The sequence below is a fragment of the Nonomuraea rosea genome (assembly GCF_039539705.1).
Classification (GTDB): Bacteria; Actinomycetota; Actinomycetes; order Streptosporangiales; family Streptosporangiaceae; genus Nonomuraea; species Nonomuraea rosea.
Genome location: NZ_BAABDQ010000054.1, coordinates 26958 through 53251, shown reverse-complemented (window position 1 = coordinate 53251; position 26294 = coordinate 26958). Strand labels below are relative to the sequence as shown.

General features: G+C 66.9%; 22 protein-coding genes. 9 read left to right on the top strand and 13 right to left on the bottom strand.

The features are described 5' to 3' along the window. Nucleotides 1-66 precede the first annotated feature (66 nt). Nucleotides 67-1275, bottom strand: coding sequence for a plasmid pRiA4b ORF-3 family protein (locus tag ABEA43_RS60435; RefSeq protein WP_345577386.1), 1209 nt, complete (start codon nt 1273-1275; stop codon nt 67-69). Nucleotides 1276-1358: 83 nt separating this feature from the next. Between ABEA43_RS60435 and ABEA43_RS60430 the strand changes: the two genes are divergently transcribed. Further along, nucleotides 1359-2657, top strand: coding sequence for a hypothetical protein (locus ABEA43_RS60430; protein WP_345577383.1), 1299 nt, complete (start codon nt 1359-1361; stop codon nt 2655-2657). A gap of 177 nt (nt 2658-2834) precedes the next feature. Here the strand turns inward: ABEA43_RS60430 and ABEA43_RS60425 are convergent, their stop codons facing one another. Further along, nucleotides 2835-3569, bottom strand: coding sequence for an NUDIX hydrolase (locus tag ABEA43_RS60425; RefSeq protein ID WP_345577380.1), 735 nt, complete (start codon nt 3567-3569; stop codon nt 2835-2837). A gap of 86 nt (nt 3570-3655) precedes the next feature. Here ABEA43_RS60425 and ABEA43_RS60420 point away from each other — a divergent pair, with 86 nt between their 5' ends. The 4 genes from ABEA43_RS60420 to ABEA43_RS60405 all read left to right on the top strand — a co-directional run bounded on the left by ABEA43_RS60420 (nt 3656) and on the right by ABEA43_RS60405 (nt 9034). After that, the gene (locus tag ABEA43_RS60420) at nt 3656-5419 is read left to right on the top strand and encodes a hypothetical protein (RefSeq protein ID WP_345577377.1); all 1764 of its coding nucleotides are present in this window, start codon (nt 3656-3658) and stop codon (nt 5417-5419) included. Further along, on the top strand, nt 5416-6297 hold the full coding sequence (locus ABEA43_RS60415; RefSeq protein WP_345577374.1) for a 5'-methylthioadenosine/S-adenosylhomocysteine nucleosidase: 882 nt from the start codon (nt 5416-5418) through the stop codon (nt 6295-6297). Before ABEA43_RS60420 ends, ABEA43_RS60415 begins: the two co-directional genes overlap by 4 nt. Further along, nucleotides 6294-6971 (top strand): hypothetical protein, encoded by a 678-nt coding sequence (locus tag ABEA43_RS60410; protein WP_345577371.1) that lies wholly within the window; start codon nt 6294-6296, stop codon nt 6969-6971. Before ABEA43_RS60415 ends, ABEA43_RS60410 begins: the two co-directional genes overlap by 4 nt. 104 nt (nt 6972-7075) lie before the next feature. Further along, entirely contained in the window at nt 7076-9034 is a 1959-nt protein-coding gene (locus tag ABEA43_RS60405) for a 5'-methylthioadenosine/S-adenosylhomocysteine nucleosidase family protein (RefSeq protein ID WP_345577368.1), read from the top strand. A gap of 366 nt (nt 9035-9400) precedes the next feature. On the opposite strand, the gene ABEA43_RS60400 is transcribed toward ABEA43_RS60405, so the two are convergent. Continuing rightward, entirely contained in the window at nt 9401-10342 is a 942-nt protein-coding gene (locus ABEA43_RS60400; protein WP_345577365.1) for an integrase core domain-containing protein, read from the bottom strand. Nucleotides 10343-10603: 261 nt separating this feature from the next. Here ABEA43_RS60400 and ABEA43_RS60395 point away from each other — a divergent pair, with 261 nt between their 5' ends. Then, a complete protein-coding gene (locus tag ABEA43_RS60395; protein WP_345577362.1) occupies nt 10604-10870 on the top strand; it encodes an integrase core domain-containing protein in 267 nt (88 codons plus the stop codon). 10 nt (nt 10871-10880) lie between these two features. Here the strand turns inward: ABEA43_RS60395 and ABEA43_RS60390 are convergent, their stop codons facing one another. Beyond that, nucleotides 10881-11033 (bottom strand): hypothetical protein, encoded by a 153-nt coding sequence (locus ABEA43_RS60390; RefSeq protein ID WP_345577359.1) that lies wholly within the window; start codon nt 11031-11033, stop codon nt 10881-10883. Further along, nucleotides 11030-11887, bottom strand: a complete 858-nt coding sequence (locus ABEA43_RS60385) for a hypothetical protein (protein WP_345577356.1) — start codon at nt 11885-11887, stop codon at nt 11030-11032. The genes ABEA43_RS60390 and ABEA43_RS60385 overlap by 4 nt, the downstream gene beginning before the upstream one ends. A 181-nt stretch (nt 11888-12068) precedes the next feature. Here ABEA43_RS60385 and ABEA43_RS60380 point away from each other — a divergent pair, with 181 nt between their 5' ends. Further along, nucleotides 12069-14957, top strand: a complete 2889-nt coding sequence (locus tag ABEA43_RS60380) for an AfsR/SARP family transcriptional regulator (protein WP_345577353.1) — start codon at nt 12069-12071, stop codon at nt 14955-14957. On the opposite strand, the gene ABEA43_RS60375 is transcribed toward ABEA43_RS60380, so the two are convergent. The 3 genes from ABEA43_RS60375 to ABEA43_RS60365 form a co-directional block, all read right to left on the bottom strand. After that, nucleotides 14874-16106: a glycosyltransferase gene (locus tag ABEA43_RS60375; RefSeq protein ID WP_345577350.1), complete on the bottom strand. Its 1233-nt coding sequence runs from the start codon at nt 16104-16106 to the stop codon at nt 14874-14876. The two genes, ABEA43_RS60380 and ABEA43_RS60375, sit on opposite strands and share 84 nt — an antisense overlap. A gap of 297 nt (nt 16107-16403) precedes the next feature. Then, nucleotides 16404-16787 (bottom strand): hypothetical protein, encoded by a 384-nt coding sequence (locus ABEA43_RS60370; RefSeq protein ID WP_345577347.1) that lies wholly within the window; start codon nt 16785-16787, stop codon nt 16404-16406. Between the two features lie 93 nt (nt 16788-16880). Next, nucleotides 16881-17261, bottom strand: coding sequence for a hypothetical protein (locus ABEA43_RS60365; RefSeq protein ID WP_345577345.1), 381 nt, complete (start codon nt 17259-17261; stop codon nt 16881-16883). A 664-nt stretch (nt 17262-17925) separates the two neighbouring features. On the opposite strand from ABEA43_RS60365, the gene ABEA43_RS60360 reads away from it, so the two are divergent. Together ABEA43_RS60360 and ABEA43_RS60355 are read left to right on the top strand one after the other, a co-directional pair. Continuing rightward, nucleotides 17926-18642, top strand: coding sequence for an isochorismatase family protein (locus ABEA43_RS60360; RefSeq protein WP_345577342.1), 717 nt, complete (start codon nt 17926-17928; stop codon nt 18640-18642). A gap of 484 nt (nt 18643-19126) precedes the next feature. Next, nucleotides 19127-19480 (top strand): hypothetical protein, encoded by a 354-nt coding sequence (locus ABEA43_RS60355; protein ID WP_345577339.1) that lies wholly within the window; start codon nt 19127-19129, stop codon nt 19478-19480. A gap of 279 nt (nt 19481-19759) precedes the next feature. Here the strand turns inward: ABEA43_RS60355 and ABEA43_RS60350 are convergent, their stop codons facing one another. From ABEA43_RS60350 to ABEA43_RS60330, 5 genes are all read right to left on the bottom strand, one after another. Beyond that, a complete protein-coding gene (locus ABEA43_RS60350) occupies nt 19760-20044 on the bottom strand; it encodes a hypothetical protein (RefSeq protein ID WP_345577336.1) in 285 nt (94 codons plus the stop codon). Nucleotides 20045-20065: 21 nt separating this feature from the next. Then, on the bottom strand, nt 20066-21514 hold the full coding sequence (locus ABEA43_RS60345) for an MFS transporter (protein ID WP_345577333.1): 1449 nt from the start codon (nt 21512-21514) through the stop codon (nt 20066-20068). 418 nt (nt 21515-21932) lie between these two features. Further along, nucleotides 21933-22250 carry a hypothetical protein gene (locus ABEA43_RS60340; RefSeq protein WP_425570655.1) on the bottom strand — a complete coding sequence of 106 codons (318 nt, stop codon included), beginning with the start codon at nt 22248-22250 and terminating at the stop codon, nt 21933-21935. 464 nt (nt 22251-22714) lie between these two features. After that, the gene (locus ABEA43_RS60335; protein WP_345577330.1) at nt 22715-25549 is read right to left on the bottom strand and encodes an AfsR/SARP family transcriptional regulator; all 2835 of its coding nucleotides are present in this window, start codon (nt 25547-25549) and stop codon (nt 22715-22717) included. A gap of 279 nt (nt 25550-25828) precedes the next feature. Continuing rightward, nucleotides 25829-26089 carry a GlsB/YeaQ/YmgE family stress response membrane protein gene (locus ABEA43_RS60330; RefSeq protein WP_345577327.1) on the bottom strand — a complete coding sequence of 87 codons (261 nt, stop codon included), beginning with the start codon at nt 26087-26089 and terminating at the stop codon, nt 25829-25831. Nucleotides 26090-26294 lie beyond the last annotated feature (205 nt).

Genomic DNA, 26294 nt, shown 5'->3' with positions numbered 1-26294 from the left:
GCCCTGCCGTGATGAGTGACGACTGGAGGAATGAGCAGGGGCCGTTGACGTGCAAGGCGCATCTGATCATCTACCCGAGGCCAGCGCTCGGCGTGCGGCTGCAACGGCAAACCGGGCCGGGTCGAACTCCTGCGCGCTCTCCAGACCGGCCCAGCGGACATAGTCGTCGTGCTCGTCGTGCTCGGGATTGGCCAACACGAGACGGAAGTATGCGTAGCCTCCAACGCCGCCGACGTCCTCTGGCGGGCAAGCGCCCATTCCGTCCACCAGCACCGGATAACGGACTCCTTCCTCCGCGGTGAGAATCTCCTCCAGCACTATGTCGTGCCGCCAGCTGTCGCCCAGGTCGTATTCGTATTCGATGGCTGCCCCGGCCTGCGGCAGCACCTCCGTTAGCGAGGTCCTTCTCTCGTCCACAACGTTCAGATCCCACTCGGCTGACGGTTTGCCGTACAGGACACCGCCCGCTGTGAACAGGTGGAGATGACAGTCTTCCCAGCCCATGGCCGCTGCCAGGATGTGGTGCAGCCTGTCGATCGTGATCCCGGGTGAGATGAGCAGGCGCCGCCAGATCACCGGATCCGCACTTTCCTGGAGCGTCACCCGGATCTGGTAGATGGGCTCTCCTGGTGCGGCCTCACCCCGGCTGCGCCGTACGGCGTTCACCGCCACCGGCGTCAGAATCGCCGTCTCCTCCGTGAGTTCCACCGCGCCGAGTCGGACCAGGACGGTCAGCAGTCGGTCGATGTCGTGGTCGGTCATCCGCCGTTGCGCTTGCGGGTCGTGCATCTCGTAGTACGGCGACGCGATCTCCCACGCCAGCTCCCGCAGATCCGAGACGGGCACCGGCCCGCCGTACAACCTGCGCAGCAGCGCCGGCCAGATGAGCGCGAACTCCTCGCCGACCAGCGACGCGTACCAGTAGTTCCTGGGGAAGAGCGCCTCGCCCATCTTCTCCAGCGCCGTGAACGCCGCCTCCCACAGCCGCTCCGGATCCTTCAGCAGCGGCGCCGCCTTCTTCACCGGCAGCAGTCGCCCCTTGACCACCCGGACCAGCCCGGCCGCCTTGGCCCATTCCACGATCAGGTTCAGTTCGGGCAGTTCGGTGCTGCTCTTCGTCCGGAACCCCCGGTCGCCGATCTTCGGGTCTATCTCGTCGCCGGTTTGCAGCAGCGCCACCAGCGCCCGCGCGTCCGACAGCGTCAGGTTCCCCGTCTGGGTCAGCTTCCTGCCCGCGCCCACCCACTCGGTGAACGCCCGCAACTCCTCCCGCATAGCGTTCAGAGTACGGGCCTCAGCCGCACGTGCCGCGCGAACGAGCCCTTCCCGGCGTATGTGACGCCGTAGGATCGGGTGCCGTGGCGAACAAGCGTAAGGCGAAGGTCAATCCCACGCGGGGAGTCAGCGGCCATCCTGCCCGGCGGGCGCTGCAGCTCGCCGCCCGTCAGCCTTCGCCGGATGCTGGTTCTGTGCTGTTCGAGTCGCTGCTGGGGACTGCTGGGGATGAGTGGTGGCCGGATTCCCAGAGTGCGATCGTCGAGCGCCTCGCCGACCTGCCCGCCCACTCGCCGCTGCGGCTGGAGAACGCCGTCGTCGACCTGGTGGGTGAGGAGATGTGGACGCGCACCCAGAGCGAGACCATGGGTTTCCACTGGGACCAGTACCTGGCCTCGCTGGCCGACCTCGTCCGCGACGAGATCCAGAGCGCCGCACGCACCAGCGGGCAGATGGATGACCTGTGGCGGCTGCTGCACGGGCTCGCCGCGATGACCCCGCCGTCCAGTGGGGAGATGCTGCGCCGCGACCCCGGCCTCGCCGTTCGCGAAACCATCGAGGACACCACGACGGTCCTGGCCGAGGCCGGCATCGCCGCCGGGTGGCCGAGTGAGATTCTCCGGGCCGCTCCGGCTGGACAGCCCTTGCTGCTGGCCGACGAGTACGGTTCGCGGTACGCGCTCCTGGCCCCCTTTGCCTGGGGCGAGGAGGATCCGCACTGGTACTGCTGGGACATCGACCGCTGCACCGGAGACCGGGTCGTACACGCAGGCGTTTTCGCCTGCCCGGAGGAGGCGTTCGCCGAGTGGCGAGCCGCCGTGGGGGCGCGCGTGGCGCCCACCTCCACCGAACCGGCTCCGTGCGACCAGGCCACCGCCCGCGAACTGCTGGATCCGCTGTGCCATTCCGACCTCCTGGGCGCCCTGCTGATCGGCAGCGAGTCGCGGCAGCTCATCGCCGAACACTTCCGGCTGCGCCAGCGAGCCAGAGCCCTCTGCGAGTCGTTCACCGTCGCTCGCGAGCCCAAGCCCGAGCAGGACCTCAACCGGATCATCGACGGCTTCGCCGCCTGGCTACGCGATCGAGACGGCCACACGCCTGAACGAGACGACATCGCCACACTCGCCGACACCTGGTCCCGCCTCTCCGGGCCCGCCTACTACGCCTGCTCCCCGCATCGGATCGAGCACACCGTGATCCTTGTCGCAGACGGATACATCGAGAAGTACGCCGAGGCCGTACTCGATCTGCTACCTCAGTGGGTCGAATGGTGCATCGAACGCACCGGGCTGACCGGCGAGCCGGCTGAGCGAGCTCGCCAAGCGGCCGCGAACAACCGGTGGGACGGATCCGACGGCGTGGACCTTCGCCGCATCGAATAGTTGAACCGCTCCCGAATGGCCGGGCTACGTGCCCCCGGGCCGTCCAAGGCGACGACCGATGTCTGCGCCTGCCGATCTGCTGAAACGGCGGCACGCCCATGCATCGTGCCTGGGGCTGTGCAGGTGGATCGGCGGCAGGGAGGAGGCGGTGGGGGAGATGGTCGGCGGGTCACGTCCTTAGCGGAGGGCAGGTGTGGTCGTGTGGAGGCGGGCAAGGTGCCCCTCGCGTAGCAGTGGCGGGTGCAGAAGGTGGGCGGGGCCGCGGCGGTAGAGGGGAGCGGGACGGCCCGGCTCCGTGAGCCGCCGTTCCCCTGTGGCTTCCAGAAACCGGTCGGCGCGGGTGACCTTGCGACGGAAGTTGCTTGGATCGAGCTTGAGTCTCCACACGGTCTCGTAAACCTTGCGCAGGTCGGAGATGGTGAACGGTTCGGGGCAGAACGCGGTGGCCACCGTTGTGTACTCCAGTTGCGACCGGGCGCGCTCCAGCGCGTCACGCAGGATGGTCAGGTGGTCGAAGGCCAGCAGACCAGGCTCGGCCAAAATCGACGGTACCGGCACCCACGCGGCGTCGGAGGCGTCTGTGCCGGCCGTGGGGATGGGCAGATCGGGGCCGAGAGCGAGAAAGGCCACAGTGATCACGCGCCCGCGGGGGTCGCGGTTCGGCTCGCTATAGGCGCGGAGCTGTTCGAGGTGCAGCCGTGCCGCGTCCAGGCCCGTCTCTTCCTTCAGTTCGCGCCGGGCGGCGTGTTCCAGGGTTTCGCCTGGTCGTAGAAAGCCACCGGGGAGCGCCTGCCGGCCCCTGTACGGTTCGTTGCCGCGCTCTACAAGGAGAGCGTGGAGCTCGCTGTCCCGGATGGTGAGGATCACGAGGTCGACGGTGACGTCGATCCCCTGTTGGTGCTCGCGTGACAAGACTGTCTCCCTTTAGGTCATCTTGACCTTATCTCTAAAGAGCTTAAGGTCATAGCTACCTAAATTCGTTCTGTGGTGGAGGTGGCATGAGCGACGATGCGCATTCACCTGGCCGACAACCCGCTCATCCGCGAGGCAAGGCAGCCCGACAGTTGTGCGCGGGTGTCTACTTCGATCGTGACTTCCGAGACTCGGTGATCTGGCGGGTCCTGCTTGATCCCGCGCACCGGGTCGCCCCTTCGTACGGTTTCGATCTGGTGCCTGTGGTCGGACATGCCAAGCGCGCGCTGATGCTGGAGGTTCTCGAGCGGTTAGGGTTTCTGTCCGTATTCGTCGGGGCGTGGCTGGCTCTTCCCGCCCTGGCTATCACGGTGGTGTGCATCCTGCTGCTCTGGCTGGCGCTGCGGCGCCTGGCTCGTACGCTTCCCGCGGTTGGGCGGCGGCGGGCGCTGGAGGCCATCGACGATTTCCTGCACCGCACCCGATATCGCCGGCACAAGCGTGGGCTGGAGGAGCTGCAACGTGAAGTGAAGTTGCTCACCATGGCCTGCCTCGCGCTCTTTGTCGTACCCATTCTGGCAGCGGCGCTGCAGCATCGGCCTGCAGAGAACGTGCTTGCCATGGCGGCCTTGCTCGTTGCTGCGCTGGCCTTGTTCGCCTTCACCGGGGCCGCAAGCCGGCGGTTGAGCGCCAACCGCATGTGGGTGTCCGATTCGCTGGGAATCGGGCGGCCGAGCCGACGCATGCAGCGTATTCGCGAGCAGCAGGCGTCCGAGTACGCGATCTACCGTCGGCCCGTGCCGGAGAGCGAGGAAGACGACGAGGGCAAGGACGAGGACGACATTTCACTCCGTCTGACGAGCTACTTCGAAGATCGGCAGGACATCTTCGTCGGAGCCGGAGAACTCGTTCACAAGTGGTTGCCCCCGCTGACCGTGCCCCTGCTTCCGAAGCAGGGCACGCCGGAGAACACGGACAACGTGCGTGACTTCGAGCCGGACGAGCTGATTGACGTCTTGCACAAGGCCGTTGAGGAGGTCGGAGGCGGAGGCGAGCCGACCTCGCTGCCAGGACTCAGCATCGGGGACCGCATTTACGTTGAGGAGATGGTCCTGTCCAACGACCGGGACCGCCTGCGCCGTACGCTCGACCCGGAGGAGCGCAGGAAGATCATCAACACTCCTTACGGCCCCTTCCACCACTTCCTGGAGATCTCCACCTCTCCGACCGGAGAGGTGGTCGTCACGGTGTTTGTCCGCGTCACCATCAAGGCCAGGACGCTCTGCCTCGACTTCGCGGCCTGCGCCCTGACCCGGCTCCCACGAAACTACGAGATCCTCGATCACTACGGGGAGCGAGGATGGGTGTCCGTCGTTCGGGAGGGCCTCAAAGCGGTCCTGCGCCTGCCGGACGAGATCCTCGCCATGAGGCGAATCGCCGGTGTACCACGGCTGTTCCTGGGCTGGCTGTTGGCGCGCATCGACTGGACGGTCCTGCCGCACAGGGGGTCGGCCGTCGGGACGGCCCACCGCGTGCGTGAGGATCGCGCGACGCCATGGCAGGACGCCGAGCACGATCGCGCCGAGATCCTCGGCCTGATGAAGATCATTGAGCAGCGGCTCTTATGGGCGACGGAGAAGTTCCTGGAGGCGCATGGTGTGGACACCTCCGACTTCAAGAAGCGAGCACAAACGATCATCAGCGCGACTGTACTCAATATGGGGCGAATGGAAATCCGTGACTCGGCCATCGGTCAGAACGCCTCCCGGACCAACCAGTACCGGACCAACCAGTACCGGTCCAATCAGCAACATGAGCCCAATGACCAAGGGGACGGTGAACGATCGTGAGCCAGCAGCACGTCGACGGCATTCTGAACTACGGCGGCACCATGACCGTGCGCGACTCGGCGGTGGGCAGCAACGCCAGGGTGGTACAGGCTGCCGCGGTGCAGCGTGACGGAGCTGCGGAGCGCGCCCAGGTGGGAGTGATCACCATCCTTCCGCTCGAGACCCAGGCCGTACGGCTCGCTCTTGGCCTACGTAGTGAACGCGTCGGAGATCTGACCTTCTACCGGGCGATGGTGAACGGGGTGTCGGTGGCCGCCACCATGGCCCTCGAGCAGGGACAACGCTCCGCCATGGCCGCCTACTCCAATCTCGTCGGAGCCTTCGATCCCGAGATCACCGTGCTGGCAGGGATCGGCGGAGGCATCCACGAGTCAGTAGCTATCGGTGACGTGATCCTGGCCACTGAGATGGTCTACTACGACCTGCGTAAGATCACGCCCACTGGTACACCTCGCCGTGGTCAGAGCCGACCGGTGCCTGCGGCCATCGGACATGCGGTCAACGCCTTCATCGCCGATCTCGATCCGCCCAGCCGCCTGACGATCGTGGACCCCGAGGGAACCTCGCGATCGCCGGTTGTGCATGCAGGCCCCATCGGGTCAGGGGAAGCGGTCATCGCAGATGAGGACGCTGACGAGATCGCTTTCCTGGCCTCGTTCAACGACAAGATCCTCGCCGTGGACATGGAAGCGGGCGGGCTTGGGCAAGCCTGCCACGAACGCTCCGCCGCCTCCGGCCGGCAGCACCGGTGGATGGTCGTACGCGGCATCTCCGATCGCGCCGACCGGAACAAGTCCGACACACCTCAGCGGGTCGCGGCCTGGCACGCTGCTCAGGTTCTGCGTCTCCTTCTTCCCTATCTTGAGAACAAGCGATGAACGACTTCACGCTGGGCGTGGTCAGCTCGATGGCGGCAACAGGACTCTCCATCGCTGTGGGATGGGCACTCTCCGCCCGTGCTCGCGACTGGGCCGTCGCTGTGCTCTCCCGATACTCCGGACTGGGGGTGCGTAAGCTGCACCGCCAGCAGCGGCGGGCGGCGGACGATCTGGCCGCTGACCTGGTGAAGGCGCGGTGGGTCGGAGTGCTAGCCGGGCGTGGCAACGAGCTCACCCGAGACACCTTCGGGCCCATTTGGTCGGGCTCGGTACGGCCCCTCGATGCGGTACGGGTTCTACTACCAGACCCCCGGCCGGGCTCCTGGCTGGTCAGGCGAGAGGAGTCAATGCGACGCTTCGACCGAGGACTGCGGCCGGGCATGCTGCAGGAGCAGGTGCGCAACAATGCCGCCTACGTTCGCGAGGCCGCGCAGCACCTGGACGTCGTCGAACTGCGCTTCTACGATCTGCCGAACCTGTATCGCATCATCCTGACCGACGAGGTCGCCTACATCACCCTGTACGGAGAGACTGAACACGGCCGCAACTCGCCGTGTGTGGTCGCGCGGCCACCGGGGCTGCTCTACGGACTCGCGCTCCGCGTATTCACCAGCACCTGGGAGACCAGCGGCCCCGCTTGCACCAGCGTGTGGAATGTGGATCATGACGGCTGACCGGCTGGAGTCACGACTTGGCATCTGTCCCCCAGAGACCTTCTTCATGACACGACGGCTCAGATGTGGCCGTGACGCGTGTCCGGATGCGCCAGGGTGGGAGTGTGCCCTCTGAACTTCCGCCGGAGACCCATCCGCGGGGAACGGCGGGCTCGGATCGGCTCTTCATCTCGTTCCAGGTCGCGCGCGAGGCGGCCAGGGCCGTGCGCCGCGCCGAGCGCCGCCGGGACGTGGCCGACGTGGTCCGGCCGAAGGGAATCTTTGGTGTGCTCAGATCGCGTGCGCCCGTGGCGATCACCCTGTACGTGGCGGCGCGCGATGGCCGGCTCGTCTGGCGAAGCCCAGAGGTCTTCGCGGTACTGGAGTCTCCGCACGGCTCTCGGCTTACAGGCAGGCCTGGCATGTCGCTGCTGCGCCTGCTCGACAAGCACTGGGATGTGGTGCTGTTCCTGTTTCCTCCGGCAGTGCTGTTGATGTTGTCGGCGGTGTCGGCTCTCCTGGGAGGCGCGTCCCATTGGATTCCGGCGCTGTGGGTCGCGTCGGTACTGGCTATGGCCGTGTTGATGCATGTCTGCGTGCTGGGGACCGCGGCAGTCTGCACCATGATTGCCAGATGGATCTTGGGACTACCAGTGCGCGACCGCCGGGAACGGTCGGTGGCCGAGGAGTTGAGATTTCAGCACTGGTCGATACCGTTGTGTCATTGCGCGGACCCCGTTATGGCGCCCGGCTTGCTCGGCGAGGTTACCGAGCGGCTGCGAGGACTTGTCCGCGCCCAGATGATGGGTGCCATCGAAGACCTAAGGGTGCGCCCGCGGACGGTCGAGGTCAACGAACCACTGCTCTTTCTGCTGGACGGGGCGACGACGTACGCGATGCGAGACGTCATGCGGAAGTCGATTGGCGAGGACTCCGACGGGGTCACGTTCTTGGCGACGGGGTCACGAACGGATGCCCGGGGGCGCAAGGTCGCCATGTCCGGTTTCGATGGGCTTCTCGTTCCGATGGGGGCCGGGTTCGTGTTTTTGATCGAGGCTTATGTACTGGCTGGCTGGGAGCGGAGCGAGTGTCTGCGCGACTGCGCCGGTCGTCCGGCGACCTTCGAGGCGGCGCTGCGCTGGTTGTCCTGGCGCACGATCTTTGTCGCTCCGCCCGACCTCGCTCCACTGACCTCAAAGGCATGGGTATTGGGATGGCTCAACGCGGTCATGGCGATCGTGGTCGTGCTACTCGTGCTGGTTGTGGGCTGGCGGACGACAACGGGACGAAAGGAGCGGGTCGACAACTTCCGGAGGAGGATGGAACCGGTGCTGGGAACATCGTCGGTTGTGATCATGGTTGCCACTAACGAGGAACGCGACGCCGTCATCCGGTCTGTCACCGATGTCACGGGAGTAGAGCCGCTGCGCCGCTATCTGGAGCATCACACGGTTTTCGAGCTCGGCGTGGTAAGCCGTTCCCGGGTCCTGCTGGCGCAGACGCGGCCGGCGGCCGTGGATTCGGGAGGCTCCCAGTTGACCGCCAAGTCGCTGATCGATCAGTTGGATCCTGACTATCTCCTGCTCACCGGAATCTGCTACGGCTTACGCGAAGGCGAGCAACGGCTCGGAGACATTCTGGTGTGCACTCAACTGCGAGGCATCGATCACCAAAAAATCATCGAGCCCACACCGGGGACAGAGATCGAGATCTGCAGGGGTGAGCGTGTGGCCCCGTCGGTAACGCTGCTCGACCGGTTCCAGAGCGCCAGGTTGGGGAAGGATGGCCCGCCAGTCCATTATGGCGCGATGCTCTCCGGGAGCCTGTTGCTCAACTCGCCGACAGCACGTCAAAAGCTCATCGACGCGCATCCGGATGCGATCGGTGGCGAGATGGAGGGAATCGGCGTCTACGCTGCCGCAGCCAAGGAGAAGACGGACTGGATCGTGGTGAAATCCATCCGCGATTGGGGGATGAACAAGAACGACGATTGGCACGAGATCGCTGCCCGTAACGCGGCTGAGTTCGTCCGGGATGTGCTGCTCTCTGGCGGGCTGGACCAGCCACCATTGAGGTCAGCTTGATCTTCGAAGGCCTCGCATTGTGGTTTGAGCACGAGTCTAACGGCGAAGCCGTCGCTCCTGTGGGGGAGCTGTGATCCAATGGTTAGTCAGCGTGCCGGCCGTGCCGGGCGTGCTCGCGCGCCCTGACACGCCCCGTCATGAATCGGCACTGTTGGACCCGCAAAGTGCGCACAGGCGGTATTAACTACCACTAAACGGCACTGCAAGACATTAAAAGATCTTGCTTCTAATCCGACGGTCGCAGGTTCGAATCCTGCAGGGCACACTGCAGGGCGCGCTTGGATCATGGTCTGACCTGCGGCGATGCTGTGGGGCTCAATAATTGGATTCAGTGTCTGACCTGCCGGTTCTCGGTGGTATCAGTGGTCAGCTGGCGATTCGGTACTCGTGGATGAGGCCGCCGAGGATGGCCCTCCTGCGGACTCGGTGGTTGGCCAGGTCGATGGGGGTTGGCGGTCCGGTTTCGGCTTGCGTTGGGGACGACTGTGCGATGCCGCGGTGGGGTCGGGCCGTGTTGTAGTGCGCCAGGTAGCGGGTGAGGGTTCGGCGTAGATGGTGTTCGTTGAGGATGAGCGTGCTGTCCAGGAGTTCGCGGCGTAGGGTGCCGATGATCCTTTCGCAGTGCGCGTTCGCCTTCGGGGCCTGTGGTGGGCTCTTGATGACGCGCAGGCCGGCGTCGGCGAAGACCGCGTCGAAGGCGTCGGTGAATTGGCCGCCACGGTCGCGGATCAGGAACTTCAGCTTCGTCATGTCGGTGTCGGTGTTCATCAGGAAGTTACGAGCGGTCTGGGCGGTCCACGGGCCAGTGGGGTTGGCGGTGACGCCGAGCAGGTGGGCGCGGCGACTGCCGTGTTCGAGCATGATCAGGGCGTACAGGCGCTTGAGGTTGACTGTGTCCACATGCAGGAAGTCAATGGCGACGATGTGCTCGGCCTGAGCAGTCAGGAACTGCTTCCACGTCGGCCCGCCACGGCGCGGCGCGGGGTCGATCCCGGCCTGGTTCAAGATGTTCCACACGGTAGAAGTCGAGATCTTGTGGCCGAGGCGGGTCAGTTCGCCATGGATGCGCCGGTGGCCCCACCTCGGGTTCTCCGCGGCCATACGCAGGATGAGGGCCTTGACAACAGCTGCGGTGGGCGGCCGGCCGGGACTACAACGTTTGCTGTAGCCCCACTTGTTCGCCATGAGCTTGCGGTGCCAGGCCAGCAGGGTGGCCGGGGTAATCGGGAAGACTTTCCCCCATTGGCGGCGGGGTATCAGGTGCGAGAGCGCCGCCATCCACAGGCGATCGGCCGGTTCGTAGCGCACCCGCGGGACCTGACGGCGTAGGACGCGTTCTGATGCCGAAGCACCAGCAGTTCCGCCTCCTTGGAGACGCTCCTCCGTAGCAGCAGCCTGGGCAAAGACAACAGGCGCCGGGCGACGGCGTACACCGTAGACAAGATCACGAAACATGATCCCAGGCGACCCGGATCAGCCACTCGGCACCCCTCAACCTTTGCACCCACCGGACGAAGGGCTCTGGGCTGGAAGCGATTCGAGTTCTTGAGCCCCACACGCAATCTGCTGATGGAACTGGGCGAGCGAGCCGACAGGTTCCGGTTCCTGATCCGGGACAGGGACGGCAAGTTCGGCAGAGCATTTGACGAGGCGCTCGTCGGCGCGGGCGTGCACGTCCTGAAGATTCCGCCACGCTCTCCACGGGCGAATGCGTTCGCCGAGCGGTTCGTCGACATGCTCCGGCGGGAATGCCTCGATCACCTTCTGGTCTACGGTGAGCGGCACCTGCGGCAGATTCTGGCTGAGTGGAGCACCACTACACCGTCTGTAACCTGATCCGTGAGTATCACAGAGCCGCTTGACGACGGGCGAAACGGCAGGCCAGCGCCACGACCGCGTTTCGGGCACCGGACAAGGTCGCATGAGGCGACACAATATTCGGCACCCACAGGCAACGCGCCACCGCGAACGAGCCCGGGTGCCGGATCTCTGTCTTCATGATTTCCCCTTGGCTAGTTCGCCGCAGGTGAAGTCCTGCTCCCGCTCGGGGTCGAGTTCGATGGTCGCGAGATTGGTGGTCTCCATCGGGCGGCGGAAGGTTTCGAGCTTGTCGCAGTCGTAGAAGATGTAGGTGCCGTCGCTCTCGCCGAGCAGCATCATCCAGCGGCCGTCGTAGAGCGGCTTGTCGTTGTCGGCGCTCTTCACGACCGCCCACTGGTCTTGGAAGCCGACGTAGCTGAGCAGGTCGTTGGCCTGCCCGGTCTCCTGTACCTCAACGGCGCCCTCGATCATCGCCAGGATCAGCAGGAACCCCAGGCCCACACCGGTGAGGCCACCGGCGAGAATCTTGGTCCCGGCACGGCCGACCGGTTTGCGGCGCAGTAAGCGGAATGGGACCAGGAACGACAGCACGCCCAACCCGACAGCGATGACGACCATGACGGCGATGTCGAGGTCCCCGACGAGGTTGAACACCCCCCAGTAGGTCGCGCCGCACCACAGGGCGGCGATCAGGGCGGTTATCCAGGGCCGCTGCCGGATGCCCCCGACCAGCCTGGCGAGCGTGCCGAGCGTCAGCTTGTCGATCAGCCAGACGAACCCGAGCAGGAAGCCGAGCGTTGGAATGGCGACCAGCAGGAGGAAGACGAGGGTGCCCATCAGGCGGCCCAGCAGAACCGACTGATCGATGCCCGCCTGCTGTGGATTGATGCCGAAGACTCCGTACATCTGTTCGATGCCGGTGTACAGGACGGCGTAGAGCGCCACTCCGACCGGGACGATGACGGAGCCAATGCGCTCAAGAAGCCCGAGAATCTGGCCCTCGTTCTCGGGCTCTACGGGAGTGTCGCTCATGGCGTACTAAAGTACGGCGCGCGCATATACAGGTGATTTACAGAACGTATACACGCCCGAGAGCCGTCCGTTGATCCTGGTCGGGACTCTTTCAGCTCGATGCAATCGGATTGCATGACCCTGCCGAAACACTTCGCCATGTCTGGGAGTCAGGGCATGGTGCCGGAGAAGGGAAGCGATAGTGCCAACGGAGCAGCGGATGCGGTTCGCGGTGCTGGGGCCGGTGCGGCTCTGGCGAGGAGACACCGAGCTGAATCCCGGGCCTCCGCAGCAGCGGGCCATCCTGGCGCTGCTGCTGGTGAACGTGGGGCGGCCGGTGAGCCTCGGCGACATGGTCGATCTGCTGTGGGGCCAGGATCCGCCGGCCAGCGCGGTCAATGTGGTCCACCGGTATGTCGGAGTTCTGCGGCGGCTGCTGGAGCCGGGGCTGCCGCTCCGGACGGAGGGTGACTGGTTGGTCCGTGGCGCCGGTGGGTACCGGCTTGCGGTGGCCGACGTGGACGCGGTCGATCTGCTGCGATTCCGTCGGCTGGTCGAGCTGGCCGGACAAGCGGCGCCAGAGCACGCGGTAGAGCTGTACGCGGAGGCGCTCGCGCTGTGGCAGGCGGAGGCGGCGGCGGGGATACCGGCCGAAGCGCGAGCTCGTCCGGTGTTCGCCGCGCTGGACCAGGAGCAGATCACCGTGCTGCAGGAGGCGGCCGATGTGGCCTTGCGATGCGGCGCGGCGGCACTACTGCTGCCGACGCTTCGCGCCTGCGCCGCGCGGCATCCGCTGGATGAGCGGCTACAGGCCCGGCTGATGCTCGCGCTGGCCGCGACCGGCCGGCAGGCGGAGGCGTTGAGCGCCTGGCAGACGATCCGCTCCGTACTCGGGGAGGAACTGGGCATCGACCCTGGGCAGGAGTTGCGCGCCGCCCATCAGAGCGTGCTCAGCGGGGGAAGCGACGTTTCCGGCCCGATCGTGGAGCCCGTCGGATCGGCGGTGCGGCCGGCACAGCTTCCCGCGGATCTCGCGGTCTTCGCCGGTCGGCGGGCCGACCTGACTCGGGCGCTCTCCCTGCTCGATGGAACGGCTCTGGAAACGGTGGTCATCAGCGCCATCGGTGGCATGGCCGGCGTCGGCAAGACGACACTGGCGGTGCACTGGGCTCACCAGGTGGCGCACCGCTTCCCGGACGGGCAGCTCTACGTGAATCTGCGCGGCTTCGACCGTCTCGGCTCCGTCATGGGCCCCGGCGAGGCCCTCCGAGGCTTCCTTGAGGCCCTTGGTGTGCCACCGCATCGGATCCCCCCTGCCCTGGACGGACAGGTCGGCCTCTATCGCAGCCTGCTGGCCGGCCGCCGGATGCTGGTCCTGCTGGACAACGCCCGCGACGCCGACCAGGTACGCCCGCTGCTGCCCGGCAGCGCGGGCTGCCTGGTGCTGATCACCAGCCGGGATCGGCTCCCCGGCCTCGTAGCCACCGAGGGGGCCCACCCACTGACCGTGGGCCTGTTCTCGGCCGCGGAGGCCCGCGAGTCGCTGGTACGCCGCCTGGGCGAGGACCGGGTCGCCGGTGCGCCCGAAGCGGTCGACGAGATCATCGGCCTCTGCGGCGGGCTGCCGCTGGCGCTGGCCGTCGTGGGCGCCCGTGCCGCCGCTCGCCCCGCCTTCCAGCTCTCGGCGATCGCCGCCGAGCTGCGCGACACGCCCGGCACACTGGATCCCTTCACGGATCCCGACCCGGCCATCGATGTACGTGCGGTGTTCTCCTGGTCTTACCGGCTGCTCAGCCCAGGCGCGGCCCGCCTGTTCCGGTTGCTGGGACTGCACCCGGGCCCGGACATCGGTGCCGCGGCGGCCGTATACCTCGCCGGCGGACCTGTCCGGCAAACCCGCACGCTGCTGGCCGAACTGACGAGGGCAAGCCTCCTCACCGAGCACACCCCCGGACGCTACGTCGCGCACGACCTCCTTCGCGCGTACGCCACCGAGCTCGTGCACGCGCACGACTCCGAGGCCGACCGGCACGCCGCCGTGCACCGTGTTCTCGACCACTACATGGATCGCGCGCACGCCGCCTGCCGGAAGTTCGCGCCGTTCTGGGTCCGGCCCGACCTGGCCCCAACCGGGCCGGAGGCGGTTACCGACGTGTTCGATGACGACCGGCAGGCGCTGGCCTGGTTCACCGCAGAGCACTCTGTCCTGTTGAACGTCGTGGAGCTGGCCGCTCACGGCGGGTTCGACACCCACAGCTGGTCACTCGCCTGGGCGCTGGAACGGTACCTCGACCAGCAGGGCCACTGGCACGACTGCGCGACCGTCCAGCGCGCCGGGCTGGCCGCCGCCATCCGGCTGGGGCACCGAACCGCCCAGGCTCACCTCCACCGGGCTCTGGCCCGCGCCTCCGGACGCCTGGGAAACTATGACGACGCGTGGCCTCACATCCGGCGTTCGCTCGAGCTGTTCGGCGAGCTCGACGACCTGACCGGCCTGGCCACCGCACACCGTAGCCACGCGTGGCTACTCGACCGGACCGGCCGTTACGAGGAGTCCATCCAACAGGCCCGGCAAGCCCTTGAGCTGTACCGGGTCACCGGGAACCCCGCCGGTGAGGCCAGCATCCTCCACGCGCTCGCCTGGACCCATATCCGGCTGAGCCGGCACAGCCGCGCCGCTTCCTACTTCGAACAGGCGCTCACAAGACTGGACGGGCTGGACAATCGCTACGGAGATGCCGGCGTCCTGGACGGCCTCGGCCATGCCCTGCACCAGCTCGGCAAATACGGGTCGGCCATCGGGTGCCACCAGCAGGCTCTCGATCTCTATCGGGCGGTCGGCGATCGGTACAACGAGGTCGGCACCCTGCGTCACCTGGGCGACAGCTGTCAGGCGGCCGGTGCTCCGGCCTCAGCCAGGGCCGCTTGGCAGCGAGCCCTGGACCTGGTCGGCGAAGTCGATCCCCCGGCCGCGGACGAGATCCGTACCAGACTTCGTGATCTCGGGTCAGCGGGCAGTGGGCGCGTCCCGTCCTTCGGCGAGTCCGGCGATCGTGGCGAGCGGGTCGAAGCCGGAGATCTCCTCGCCTAGCTCGCGCGCCCGGGTGCGGAAGCCCGGCTCGGCGAGCACGGTCCCCGCGGCGGTGCGGATGGCGTCTTCGCCGGGCCGGTCGGTACGCAGGTCGATTCCGGTTCCGCTCCACGCCACACGGGCTGCCACCAGGGGTTTGTCCTCGGTGGCACCCGCGACCACCATGGGCACACCGTGCCGCAGGGCCATGTGCACGCCGCCGTAACCGCCGTTGGTGACCAGGACGTCGGCGTGGGGCAGCAGCCGGTCAAAGGGAACGTAGCCCGCCAAGCGTACGTTCTCGGGGACGGTCTCCATCAGCTCCCGTACCTCTGCAGCACCGTTCTCGCGCGCGGTGGTCGCCACCACCAGGACAGGTGAGTCGGCGAGGGCGCGCAGTGTCGGCACGACGAGTTGTTCCAGGTCAGAGTTAGCGAACGTCCCCTGAGTCACGACGACGACCGGCCGGCCGGCCGACAGCTCCGACCACCAGTCCGGGAGCGGGCGCGCCTGATCCTGCGTCTGCGGCAGCGGTCCGGCGAACTGGAAGGAGACCGGGGCACCATCCCAGGGGTACTCAAAGCCGGGAACCGTCAGCTGTACGTAGTGATCCGGCACGGTGATCAGGTTGTCGAGGATGAAGCCGGGAAGTGGCGTGCCCACCGAAGCGAAGATCTTCTCCAGATGCTCCTGCGTCCCGGCCAGCGCATCGCGATTCCAGTCATCGGGCACCGTCGGCGGCGCGATGCCCAGGGCGATCGTCGTGGGGCGGCTGTCCCGTTCCGCTTCAAGCGTCAGCGAAAGCGCGCCCAGGAAGAGGTTGTCGCTGATGACGCTGGTGGCGGGGATCTCGGCGAGCAGCCGCCGCAACGCGCCGTACTGGGCGGGAACCGGGTCGCCGAAGATGTGCTTCAGGTCGAAGTCGATCTGCTCCGGTCCGGGGGGAAGAGTGCCACGCTCCGGGAATGCCAGATCCAGCCGCTGATCGTCGTAGTCCGCCTCCTCCGGGAGAGCCGCGAACCGCGCGCCGGCGCCCCGCACCCGGGCCTCGAAGCGGGCCCCGGTGAGGAAGGTCACCTCGTGGCCGCGCCGGACCAGATCCGCGGCGGCGGTGAGAAGAGGCGACACATGCCCGTTCACGGGCGTCGAAGCGACAATGATGTCGGTCACAGATATCTCCGTCGGGACGTGGCGGCACGGGGAAACCGCCCCGCCGCCAACCTGTTTCGTGGATGGGAACGGATCGTAGCCGGTCCCTGTGCTCAAAAACTGATGAAAGTGTGTGAATGCTCGTCAACGGACCGGCTGCTGATCCAGGGGTGTCGCAAGCGTCGGTGACCAGGTGCGCGGTGGCGACGTTCGTGCCGGATGTGAAGTCCACGGGTGCAGGTCGTGGACATCCCGTACACCGTCGATGGCGGGAGCTTCATCGATATCGCCCCCGCCATCGAGACTATTGAATGAATCTCAGTAGAATACGCACGGCACTTCGCCGCCGTTTTGTGCGGGCAAATCACACTCGCGAGATCCTAGGAACTTCAGGTCCACTGTATAGAAGTAGACCTGGACTTTCCCCTTCCACCACCAGTTGCGGAGCATGTTGCAGCGCAGCTGGTCGGACGAACCGTTCAGGGGCATCTTTTCGTGGTTGACCCAGTTGCCGTCCTGGTTGTAACCGTGGACCGCGTACCAGAAGATGTCATTGTGGCCGGGTCCGACGCAGACCCTGACCTGGACCTCGTTGGCCAGCATCGCCGCCGAGGCCGGGCCGGCGGTGAAGCCGATGGTCGTAGCAACGGCGATGGCCATAACGAGGATGGCTTGTGCCCGGTTCCGCAGGTGACGCAGCATTCAGACTCACTTTCCGTGGGTTGGGTGAGGGCAGCGGAAGTGCGATCGGCTGTGGCGATCGACCTGTCACGGTCGACCCCTGCCCAGACGATCTCAGTCGAACTTGCACTCCGTTGTCGACGCGAAGTCGTAGCCGATAAAACACGTCCGGGTGCCCGTGCGCTCGTTGCCGCTGGTGTAGAAGTTGATGCTGACCCAGCCGACCCACCACCAGTCGGGGACGATGCCGCAGCGACGGCCCTCGCTCTGCTTGTCGAAGATGTCCCTTGGCGAGGACACGTAGTCGCCATTTTGGTTGTATCCGTACACATCATATTTCTGAATGTCGTCGTGACCGGAGCCGACGCAGACCTGTACTTGCTGTGCGGTGCCGGCCGAGGCCGCGTCGACCGCGACGCCGCCGGTAATGGCAGTGGCGAGGGCCATGACGAGAGCCGCTCGTACGCCGATCCGCCCCTTGATTTGACGCAACATTCAAAGACGCCTTTCGTTGAGTGAGGTGGAGGCGGGTATAGGTCACCGTCTCCCTATTTCAGGGTGGCACCCAGGCATAAACAAATCATTGACGCTGTGTGGACGCGGCGTGGCCCGCGCCGTCTTGGTGATCGGATGATCGCCGCGGATTTCGGCGTATCTCGTTGACCTTGACCATGATGCAGGCCGGAGGTTGACAGTTCGATGACGAATTGAATATGCCGGTATTTGATCCGGGTAGCACGCCAGCCCTGCGGTGCGTCCAGCACCTCGACCTGCTCCGGCGGCACCGCCACCTGCATTCCAGGCCGCCGTCGGCGACGGCAAGGGGAGGCGAGGAACGCGCAGGAGTACGCGGAGAACGGGGATGTCCGTGTGCCGCGTTCGTGGTCGAGTGGCCGAAGAAGATGCAGCCGCTGGGTCCTTGGGAGGGGGCGGGCTCGCCCGGACGCCGGTCCTGGCATGAGTTCTTGCAGTGGATCAGCCGTGGACGGCACGGCTGGTCGGTCGTCACCCGGCTGGGCACGCCGTGGCCGTAAGTTCCGGCGACGCCAGGTCATCCTGCCTCCACAGAATGTGGATATACGTTCCGTCTGCGCCGCGTCGACACCCAGCACGCATAATTGGTTCAAATATCAATTTTCCTCGCGTGAAGGAATGTGGCATGGACAGTCCAACTCGCAGGCAGGCACTCACTGCAGCCGCTGCCGGCGTCGTCGGGGCCGCTGCGGCGATCGCCCCCGCCCTGGCCGGCACCGCCGCCGCCGACAGCGGCAACAGCGAGCCCAACCCGCTGTTCACTCCGGAGAACTCCATGCTGGTACTGATCGACTACCAGCCCGAGATGGTCGCCGGCGTCACCTCGATGAACAAGGACCTGCTCCAGCTCAACATCAAGGCCCTGGCCCGGATCGCCCGGCTGCTCAAAGTGCCCACCGTGCTCACCACCGTGGGCGTGAAAGCGGGCGTCAACCAGCCCACTATCCCCTCCCTGCGCGAGGAGGTGCCCACCCTCACCGAACACGACCGCATGAACATGAACGCCTGGGAGGACGAAGCCGTACGCCGCACCATCAAGGCAACCGGACGCCGCAACATCGTCTTCGCCGCGCTGTGGACTGAGATCTGCCTCGCCTTCCCCGTCGTGCACGCCCAGCGCGAGGGCTACCGGACCATGTTCATCGCGGACGCGGTCGGCGGCACCAGCTCGGCCGCGCACGAAGCCGGCATCCAGCGCGTCATCCAGGCGGGCAGCATCCCCAACTCCTTCATCGGCATTCTCGGCGAATGGGTCCGTGACTGGTCCGAAACCCGCTCCGACGCAGGGCGCAAGGTCGTGCCCTGGTACTGGGCGGAAGTGGCCAAACTCGACCTGAACTGAACCGGCCACGCATTCACCGGCAACGCACCCCGCAACATGGCCGCCCTGCGCACCTTCGCCATCGGTGCTCTTCGCCTGACCGGCGCCGACAATATCGCCCAGGCGATTCGACGCCTCTCCTGCGACGCCACGCAGTGTCTATTCCCGTGACGGTTTCCTGACGCGCGGACCACGCCCGATCCACCACCATCCGCCCGGTCCGCCAACCTCAGCTTGACCGTGCCGACAGTGGTGGGCGGGCCTCGCGGGGCTATCTCGCCGCGAGACGAGCACAGGAAGCCCATGAATCACATCATGGAGTTGAGCTTTAGTGCGCGAATAATGGCGTCAATGATTTGTCAATGTTCCACGAACCTCATGCCAATAGGCTCGTCAGGAAGAAGCGCCGAGATTCTCGGCGTCCCGTTCACTCACTACTACGGAGACCTCAATGCAGTGTCCCTCGAGGAAAAAGGCCGTCAGGCGGTCCCTATCCGCTCTGGCGATGGTCGCTGGACTGTCCAGCGGTCTCCTGGCCGGACCGGCCATGGCGGCCGCACCGCTGTCCGTTCAAGGGCTGAGCGGGCAGCAGGTTGAAGTGTGCGTCGTCGCAGGGAACGTTAACCTCAGGGGATATTCAATCCGCGGCAAGAACCAGAGCAACGACGATGGCGCTTCGCCAGAGGTTGTACTCGGCGGCGACCGGAGCCGGCAGCGCTGCGCCACGTTGTGGAACTGGTGGTGGAAGGGCGAAATTAATGTGGATTTCTGGGCCGACTCCGGGGCTAAGTTGGTCACCCACCAGTGCAACGTTCCCGTCGAGAGGTGGGACACCAACCGCGTGACTTGCACGTTTTGATTGACCACCGTCCCGTCCGGTAGGTTGATTTCAAGGTGAAAGTGCCGAGCCACCCGAACAAGTGACTCGGCGCTTTCACATTGGTCGTCGCGGTCGGCTCCGGTCAAAGGCGCCGCCAGATCCGCATCCAGGATCCACCCACGCCGCGCGACCTTGCCACGCGGCGTGGAGAAAATCGTACCGATTGCGTCATGGCAGCCCCGTCCCGGCCGAAACCCACAGGATCTTCGGCTCGACTTGGGTTCCAACGCGTTATCCGTCATCGCTTGAAGCGCCCTGTCAGCAATAGCCGATGCGGGCCCACACGGAGCGCGCCTGCACCAGGCACCGCCAGTGGTCCGAACGGGGCAGGTCGGCGACGTCGAGGCCGATCCAGGCTGCGGCCAGCGTCACGCGGTGCTCATCGAGCGCGTCCGCAATGGCTTGCATCCGCCGGCCTTGGGCGGCGCGCAGTTCGTCGCGCCGCTGCCGTTCGGCGGGAGTGAGGTGCACGGCGCGGTGTGCTGAGCCGAGACGGGTGACGATGGTCTTGACGCGGCCGGCGCCGGGGCCGAAGATCCACATCGACCCGAGACGGCGACGAGGTCAGTGCTTGCCCGCCAGAGCGGATGATCCGGCGGGTGCCGCCGCGTCGCTGGCGCGGCGGCCCGGCACGGCGAGGGTGATCGCGGCGGCGAGGAGGGCGGTGCCGCAGCCGATGAGCATGCCGGTGCGGAACCCGGCCTCGGACGGCAGGACGCGCCCGGCGAACTCGATGGTCATCTGGGACAGGATCAGGCCGACCACCGCGGCCGACACGGTGGTGCCGATGGAGCGCATCAGGGTGTTGAAGCTGTTGGCCGCGGCGGTCTGGGTCGGCGGGGCGACGCTCCCGATCAGAGTGGGTACGGAGCCGTAGGTGAATCCGATGCCGATGCCGCACAAGCAGGTGACGATGAGCAGGCCCCCGGTGGAGCCGAGCAGGAACACCGAGGAGCCGTACCCCGCGGCCATGATGAGGCTGCCGATGGTCAGGGTGACCTTGGGGCCGCGGGCGGCCGACAGGCGCGCGCCGATTGGCGAGGCGATCATCATCACCAGGGCGGCGGGGGCCAGCCACAGGCCGGCGGCGAGCAGCGACTGGCCGAGCCCGTAGCCGGTGGCCGCGGGGAGCAACAAGATCTGGATCACGATCAGCGCTTGGGCGTACATGGAGAAGCCGACCATGATGGAGGCGATGTTGGTCATGAGCACCTGCGGGCGCGCGACGACGCGCAGGTCCACCAGCGGGTCGCCGTTGCGCAACTCCCACCGGCCCCAGGCGAGGAGCACGACCACCGCGGCGGCCAGCAGCCCGAGCGTGGTGCCGCTCGCCCAGCCCCAGTCGCCGCCCTTGGACACGCCCAGTAGCAGGCACACCAGGCCGGCGGACAGGCCGAGCGCGCCAACGATGTCCACGCGCCCCCGGGCGGCGGCGGGGGTGGCGGACACCAGGGCCCGGATGGGCACGGCTACCAGGAGGCCGAGCGCGGCTGCGGCCCAGAACAGCACCCTCCAGCTCGCGTACTCGGCGACCGCGGCGGCGACCGGCAGGCCGAGCGCGCCGCCGATGCCTATGGACGAGCTCATCAGCGCGATGGAGGGGCCAAGCCGTTCAGGCGGCAGCACGTCGCGCAGGGCGCTGATGCCCAGCGGGATCATGCCCATCCCCATGCCCTGGAGGCCCCGCCCGACGACCATGGTGGCCAGGTCGGAGGCGAGCGCGCACACGACGCAGCCCAGGACGAGCGGCACCGAGCAGATGACCATCATCCGGCGTTTGCCGTACATGTCGCCGAGCTGGCCCATGACAGGGGTCGTCACGGCGCCGGCCAGCAGCGTGGCCGTGACCACCCAGGAGGCGTTGGACGCGGTGGTGCCGAGCTGGGGCGGCAGCTTGCTGATCATGGGCACGACCAGGGTCGAGGTGAGCGAGGCGACGATGCCGGCCACAACCATGACGGTGACGATGCCGTTGGGCCTAGCGCCCGATCTGGACCGGACCGCGTAGATCATGTTCGCATCTCCTTACACTTCTGGAAAACGAAGTGAACCTCTTGGCATTCTCGACATTCGGTCCGCGCATACATTAATTTTCTGCTATCGGCCCCGAATGGACGACTTCAACCCAGGGACGTGCGCTCGCCTATTTGCATTCGCCCATGAGAATATCGGTTATGCGTTGACAAAACGTTGATGCCGATATGTGAAAGGTTGCGTGTGCGTGCACGGAGGGGGCCTGGCCCGGCCTGGGTTCCACCACAGGCGGCTTCCACCGCTCATCGGGCTGATCGCTGCGATATGACAGACGCTCGCCCATGAATGTCAGTCGGGCGCACCCACTCTGACCCTTTTTCATCCTCAGGCGGCCTGAGCGACGCGGTGGTTCTGAAGGACGGCAATGGCCTTGCAGAGATGGCCGGCCCTGCTCGGGCTACAGCGTAGCTTGCGAAGGATTTTTCAGCTCTTCAGCTGGGCGTTCGCGCGGTCCGCGGAGCCTGGCGTGGGCACGGTTGGCCTGCTTCTGGGACTCGGGCTTGTTCTTGCCCTTGACCCTGCTGGTTAACTCGGGTTCAGGAAGCGAGCCTCCTGCTCCAGCGCGCAGGATGCCCCAGATGCGGGCGGCGCTCAGATCGTGGGCTTTGCCGGGCTCGGTCGACGTCACCGTGACGTTCAGCCCCTGCCCGTTGTGCTGTGCCGACCCGCGCGTGCTGACCAGTTCCTGCTGATCCTCACCGAGAAATCCGACCAAGAAAGGATCATGAGAAATCAAGCCGCGAATCCAGGCTCAGTTGAATGTGCACGTCTCATCGTTTTCTATGGCCAACGTACAGTTGCGAGCTCCAAGGCGCTTTAAGTCCACTGTATAGAAGTAAACAGTGATGGTCTTGTTCCACCCCCAGTGGCGGCGCATGTTGCAGCGCAGTTGGTCGGACGAACCGGGCTGACCGCGACGCCGCCGGTAACGGCAGTGGCGAGGGCCAGAACGAGGGCCGCGCATGTGTTGGCGCGGTCACTCGCTCAACTGGGGGAGGAACCGCGGGAGGCCGCCTCCCGCGCCCGCACCTCCATGCCAGGCTCGGCGCGAAGGAGAAGCGGATGCCCTGGCCGGCCTCAGCAGGCCCCGGCATCGTGCTCGGAGATGTGAGGTGCGGCCGCGTGCGCTCGGGGCGGAGATCGCCCCGGACGACCCACTAGGTGCGATCGCCGACCTGGTCAGGGGCCGCCGCGGCAGGAGCGTCTGACCCGTCTCTCGGCGCCCACCAGGTCGGGCATGTCGAGGTGGTGGAGCTTGTCGCGGATCTCGCCCGCGGTCGCTGGATCGATGTCGTCGACCAGGTCCAGGGCTCGTTGCCAGGTGGCCCTGGCCGCGTCCTGGTCACCGGCCGCTCGGTGGCTGTCGCCAAGGTGGCGTAGAGTGCCGACCTCGTTGTACCGGTCGCCGACCTCCCGGTAGAGGGTCAGGGCGTGCCGGTAGTACACGATGGCCCGCTCGTACTCGCCCAGCCGCTGCAGGGCGTAGCCGAGGCCGTCCAGGACCCCCGCGTCGCCGTAGCGGTTGCTCAGGCCGTTCAGCTTGATCAGCGCCTCCTGGAAGTACGAGGCGGCCCGGCAGTCCTGGTCCAGCCTGATGTGGGTCCAGGCGAGCGCGTGCAGCATGCTGGCCTCGCCGGCGGGGTCTCCGGTGGCGGCGTACAGGTCAAGCGCCCTTTCGGCCTGTTGGATCGACTCCTCGTACCGTCCGACCTGGTCGAGCAGCCACGCGTGGGTCCGGTGGGCGGTGGCCAGCCCGCTCAGGTCGCCCAGTTCCTCGTATAGTTCCAGCGAGTGCCGGATACCGGGCCAGGCCACGTGGTAGTCCCCCAGTCGCGCGGAGGCGCGGGCCAGCGCCCGATGGAGGTGCGCCTGCGCGGTTCTGTGTCCCAGCCGCTGGGCGGCGGCGAGCCCGTGGTGCTGTACGGTCGCGCAGTCGCGCCAGTGTCCCTGCTGGTCGAGGAAGCGTTCCAGCGCCCAGGCCAGTTGCCAGCTGTGCGTGTCGAACCCGCCCTGGGCGGCCAGCTCCACCACGGGCATCAGGACGGAGTGCTCGGCGGTGAACCAGGCCAGCGCCTGCCGGTCGTCATCGAACTCCGGCACGGACTCGGACAGCTCCGGTTGTCTCCAGAACGGGGCAAACTTCCTGCAGGCCCCATGCGCCTGCTGCGTGTAGTGGTCGAGCAGCCGTCGTACGGCCGCGTGCCGATCGTCCTCGGAGTCCTCCACGAGTTCGGTGGCGTACGCGCGCAGCAGATCGTGCGCGACGTACCGGCCGGGAGTGTGCTCGGTGAGCAGGCTGGCTCTGGTCAGCTCGTTCAGCGGACGCCGTACGGGCTCATCCGCGAGAGCGGCCGCCGCCCCGGCGCTGACATCGGGCCCCGGATGCAGCGCCAGCAGCCGGAACAGGCGGGCCGCCCCCGCGCTGAGCGACCGGTACGACCACGAGAACACCGCCCGCACGTCAACGGCCGGGTCGCCGTCCGCGAAGGCGTCCAGCGTTTCGGGTGTCTCGCGCAGTTCGGCGGCGATCGCGGAGAGCGGGAAGGCCGGGTTGGCGGCGGCGCGGGCGGCCACCACGGCCAAGGCCAGCGGCAGGCCGCCGCACCGTTCGACGATCTCGTCCACCGCCCGTGGTTCCCGCACGACCCGCTCCTCGCCGAGCCGCCGGGTCAGCGATTCCCGGGCGTCCTCGACCGGGAACAGGTCCAGCGTCATCGGAAGCGCCCCCTCCGTCGCCACCAGGCCCGGCAACCGGTCCCTGCTGGTGATCAGCACCAGGCAGCCGGGGCAGCCGGGCAGCAGTGGGCGTACCTGGTCGGCGTCGCGGGCGTTGTCCAGCAGGATCAGCACCCGGCGCTTGGCCAGCAGGCTCCGGTACAGCCCGACCTGCGCGTCCATCGTGACCGGGATCCGGTGCGGCGGCACGCCGAGTGCTTCCAGGAAGCCCCGTAGGGCCTTGGCGGGGTTCATGGCGGAGCCGATGCGGTCGAAGCCGCGCAGGTTCACGTACAGCTGGCCGTCCGGGAAACGGTGGGTCACCTGGTGCGCCCAGTGAACCGCCAGCGTCGTCTTGCCGACGCCCGCCATGCCGCCGATGGCGCTGATCACGACCGTCCCCAGCGCGTCACCGTCGAGCAGTGCCAGGGCCCTTGCAAGGTCAGCCCGCCTGCCCGCGAAGACGGAGAGATCGGCGGGCAACTGCGCGGGCCGCACCACGGCGGCCGCCTCGCCGGCCGGCGCGACCGCGAGTCCGGTCGCCTCGCCCACGGGTCCGGCCGTCTCGCGCAGTACGCGCTGTTGAGCGGCGCGTAATTCGGGACCCGGTTCGATGCCCAGCTCCTCGGCGAGCTCGTCGCGGACCGCCTGCCAGGTGTCCAGCGCCTCGACCTGGCGGCCGGTGGCGGCCAGGGCGAGCACCAACCTGGCCTGAAGCCGCTCGTCCAGCGGATGCCGGGTGGCCGCCGCCCTCAGCGCGGGCAGCAATCCGACCATCCCACCGTGTACCAGCGCCACGTCGGCCGCCGCCAGCGCGACCGTGATCCGCTCCTGCTCCAGAGCGGCGAACACCGGCTTGGACCGTGCCTCGGCCGGAATGCCCGCCGCCGCCTCCCCCTGCCATAAGTCCAGCGCGTCCGCGTACAGCTCTACCGCCTCCGCGGGGGCAGCCGAGCGGGCCTGTTCGGCCAGGTGGCGAAAGCGCAGCAGGTCGAGCGTTCCGACGTCGGCCTCCAGGCGGTAGCCGCCCGCGCCCCGAAGCAGCCAGCCGCCCTCGGCTCTGGACGGCAGCCCCGGCTCCAGCAACCGGCGCAGGTTGCCCACATATCTCTGGACGACGTTGACCGAGCTGGGCGGCGGGTCCTGCCCCCAGAGGACGTCGATCACCTCGTCCAGGCTCACCGGCCGTCCCGCGTACGCCAGCAGGAGGCCGAGCAGGGCCCGTTGCTGCGGAGGACCGGAGTTCAGCTCGACGTCTCCTCGCCAGAGGCGCACAGGCCCCAGCACCGCGAACCGCATCCGCCGCAACTCCCTCCATCGGCACTGACATTCGGGAGTATTTTGGATCGGCTATGCAATCGGCTTGCAGCGGGCTGAATATCGGGAAACCCAAGCTCGGTGATCCGCCCTGCCGCAGTCATCGTGACAGTCCGTGGGGGCTGAGGGGTCCTTAATGCCCTCTTCGGGGGAGAAACCGGCGAGATCGTCGGCCCGCCTGCCGTCCGGACTCGAACGCAATACGAAAGGGCGGTCGTCGCCGGAGCCCGGTGCCCGGCGACGGCCGCCTTTGTCGTAGCGTCAGGAGCTGCTCTTCTTGCCCATGCTGCTCGCGACAGTGGCCACGCAGACCACGGCGAGGGCGAGTTGCAGGAGGAGCACCAGCCACGCCTTGTCGGCGAAGCCGACCAGGTAGGCGATTCCGGTGCCGACGGCGGCGGCCACGGTACCCGCGGCGATGGTGGCGAACACGCTGATGTTCTGCCGCCCGGGCAGGATCAGCCGGCCGAGGCCACCGGCGATGGCACCGGAGATCACGCAGCCGATCAGGAAATAGAGCATGGTCATTCTCCTTGGTTGAGTGGGGCGAAAGTGGGTCGCGGCTATCCGCCGTCGCTTTGTTAAGGGTTGGCCTGTTCTGCCAGGTCGCCACAGGCGAAGTCGGCCTCGCCCTCGGGATCGAGCTGGATCCGGCCGAGGTTGGTGGTCTCCGCTTGACCGTACGGACTCACCCGCATGCGGAACATTGACGGCCCGTATATGTGGC

Coding starts and splice junctions, on each gene's coding strand:
- ABEA43_RS60435 (WP_345577386.1), bottom strand. CDS start 1,275: ATGCGGGAGGAGTTGCGGGCGTTCACCGAGTGGGTGGGCGCGGGCAGG.
- ABEA43_RS60420 (WP_345577377.1), top strand. CDS start 3,656: ATGAGCGACGATGCGCATTCACCTGGCCGACAACCCGCTCATCCGCGA.
- ABEA43_RS60410 (WP_345577371.1), top strand. CDS start 6,294: ATGAACGACTTCACGCTGGGCGTGGTCAGCTCGATGGCGGCAACAGGA.
- ABEA43_RS60395 (WP_345577362.1), top strand. CDS start 10,604: ATGGAACTGGGCGAGCGAGCCGACAGGTTCCGGTTCCTGATCCGGGAC.
- ABEA43_RS60390 (WP_345577359.1), bottom strand. CDS start 11,033: ATGAAGACAGAGATCCGGCACCCGGGCTCGTTCGCGGTGGCGCGTTGC.
- ABEA43_RS60385 (WP_345577356.1), bottom strand. CDS start 11,887: ATGAGCGACACTCCCGTAGAGCCCGAGAACGAGGGCCAGATTCTCGGG.
- ABEA43_RS60370 (WP_345577347.1), bottom strand. CDS start 16,787: ATGCTGCGTCACCTGCGGAACCGGGCACAAGCCATCCTCGTTATGGCC.
- ABEA43_RS60365 (WP_345577345.1), bottom strand. CDS start 17,261: ATGTTGCGTCAAATCAAGGGGCGGATCGGCGTACGAGCGGCTCTCGTC.
- ABEA43_RS60360 (WP_345577342.1), top strand. CDS start 17,926: ATGGACAGTCCAACTCGCAGGCAGGCACTCACTGCAGCCGCTGCCGGC.
- ABEA43_RS60355 (WP_345577339.1), top strand. CDS start 19,127: ATGGTCGCTGGACTGTCCAGCGGTCTCCTGGCCGGACCGGCCATGGCG.
- ABEA43_RS60350 (WP_345577336.1), bottom strand. CDS start 20,044: ATGTGGATCTTCGGCCCCGGCGCCGGCCGCGTCAAGACCATCGTCACC.
- ABEA43_RS60345 (WP_345577333.1), bottom strand. CDS start 21,514: ATGATCTACGCGGTCCGGTCCAGATCGGGCGCTAGGCCCAACGGCATC.
- ABEA43_RS60335 (WP_345577330.1), bottom strand. CDS start 25,549: ATGCGGTTCGCGGTGCTGGGGCCTGTGCGCCTCTGGCGAGGAGACGTC.
- ABEA43_RS60330 (WP_345577327.1), bottom strand. CDS start 26,089: ATGCTCTATTTCCTGATCGGCTGCGTGATCTCCGGTGCCATCGCCGGT.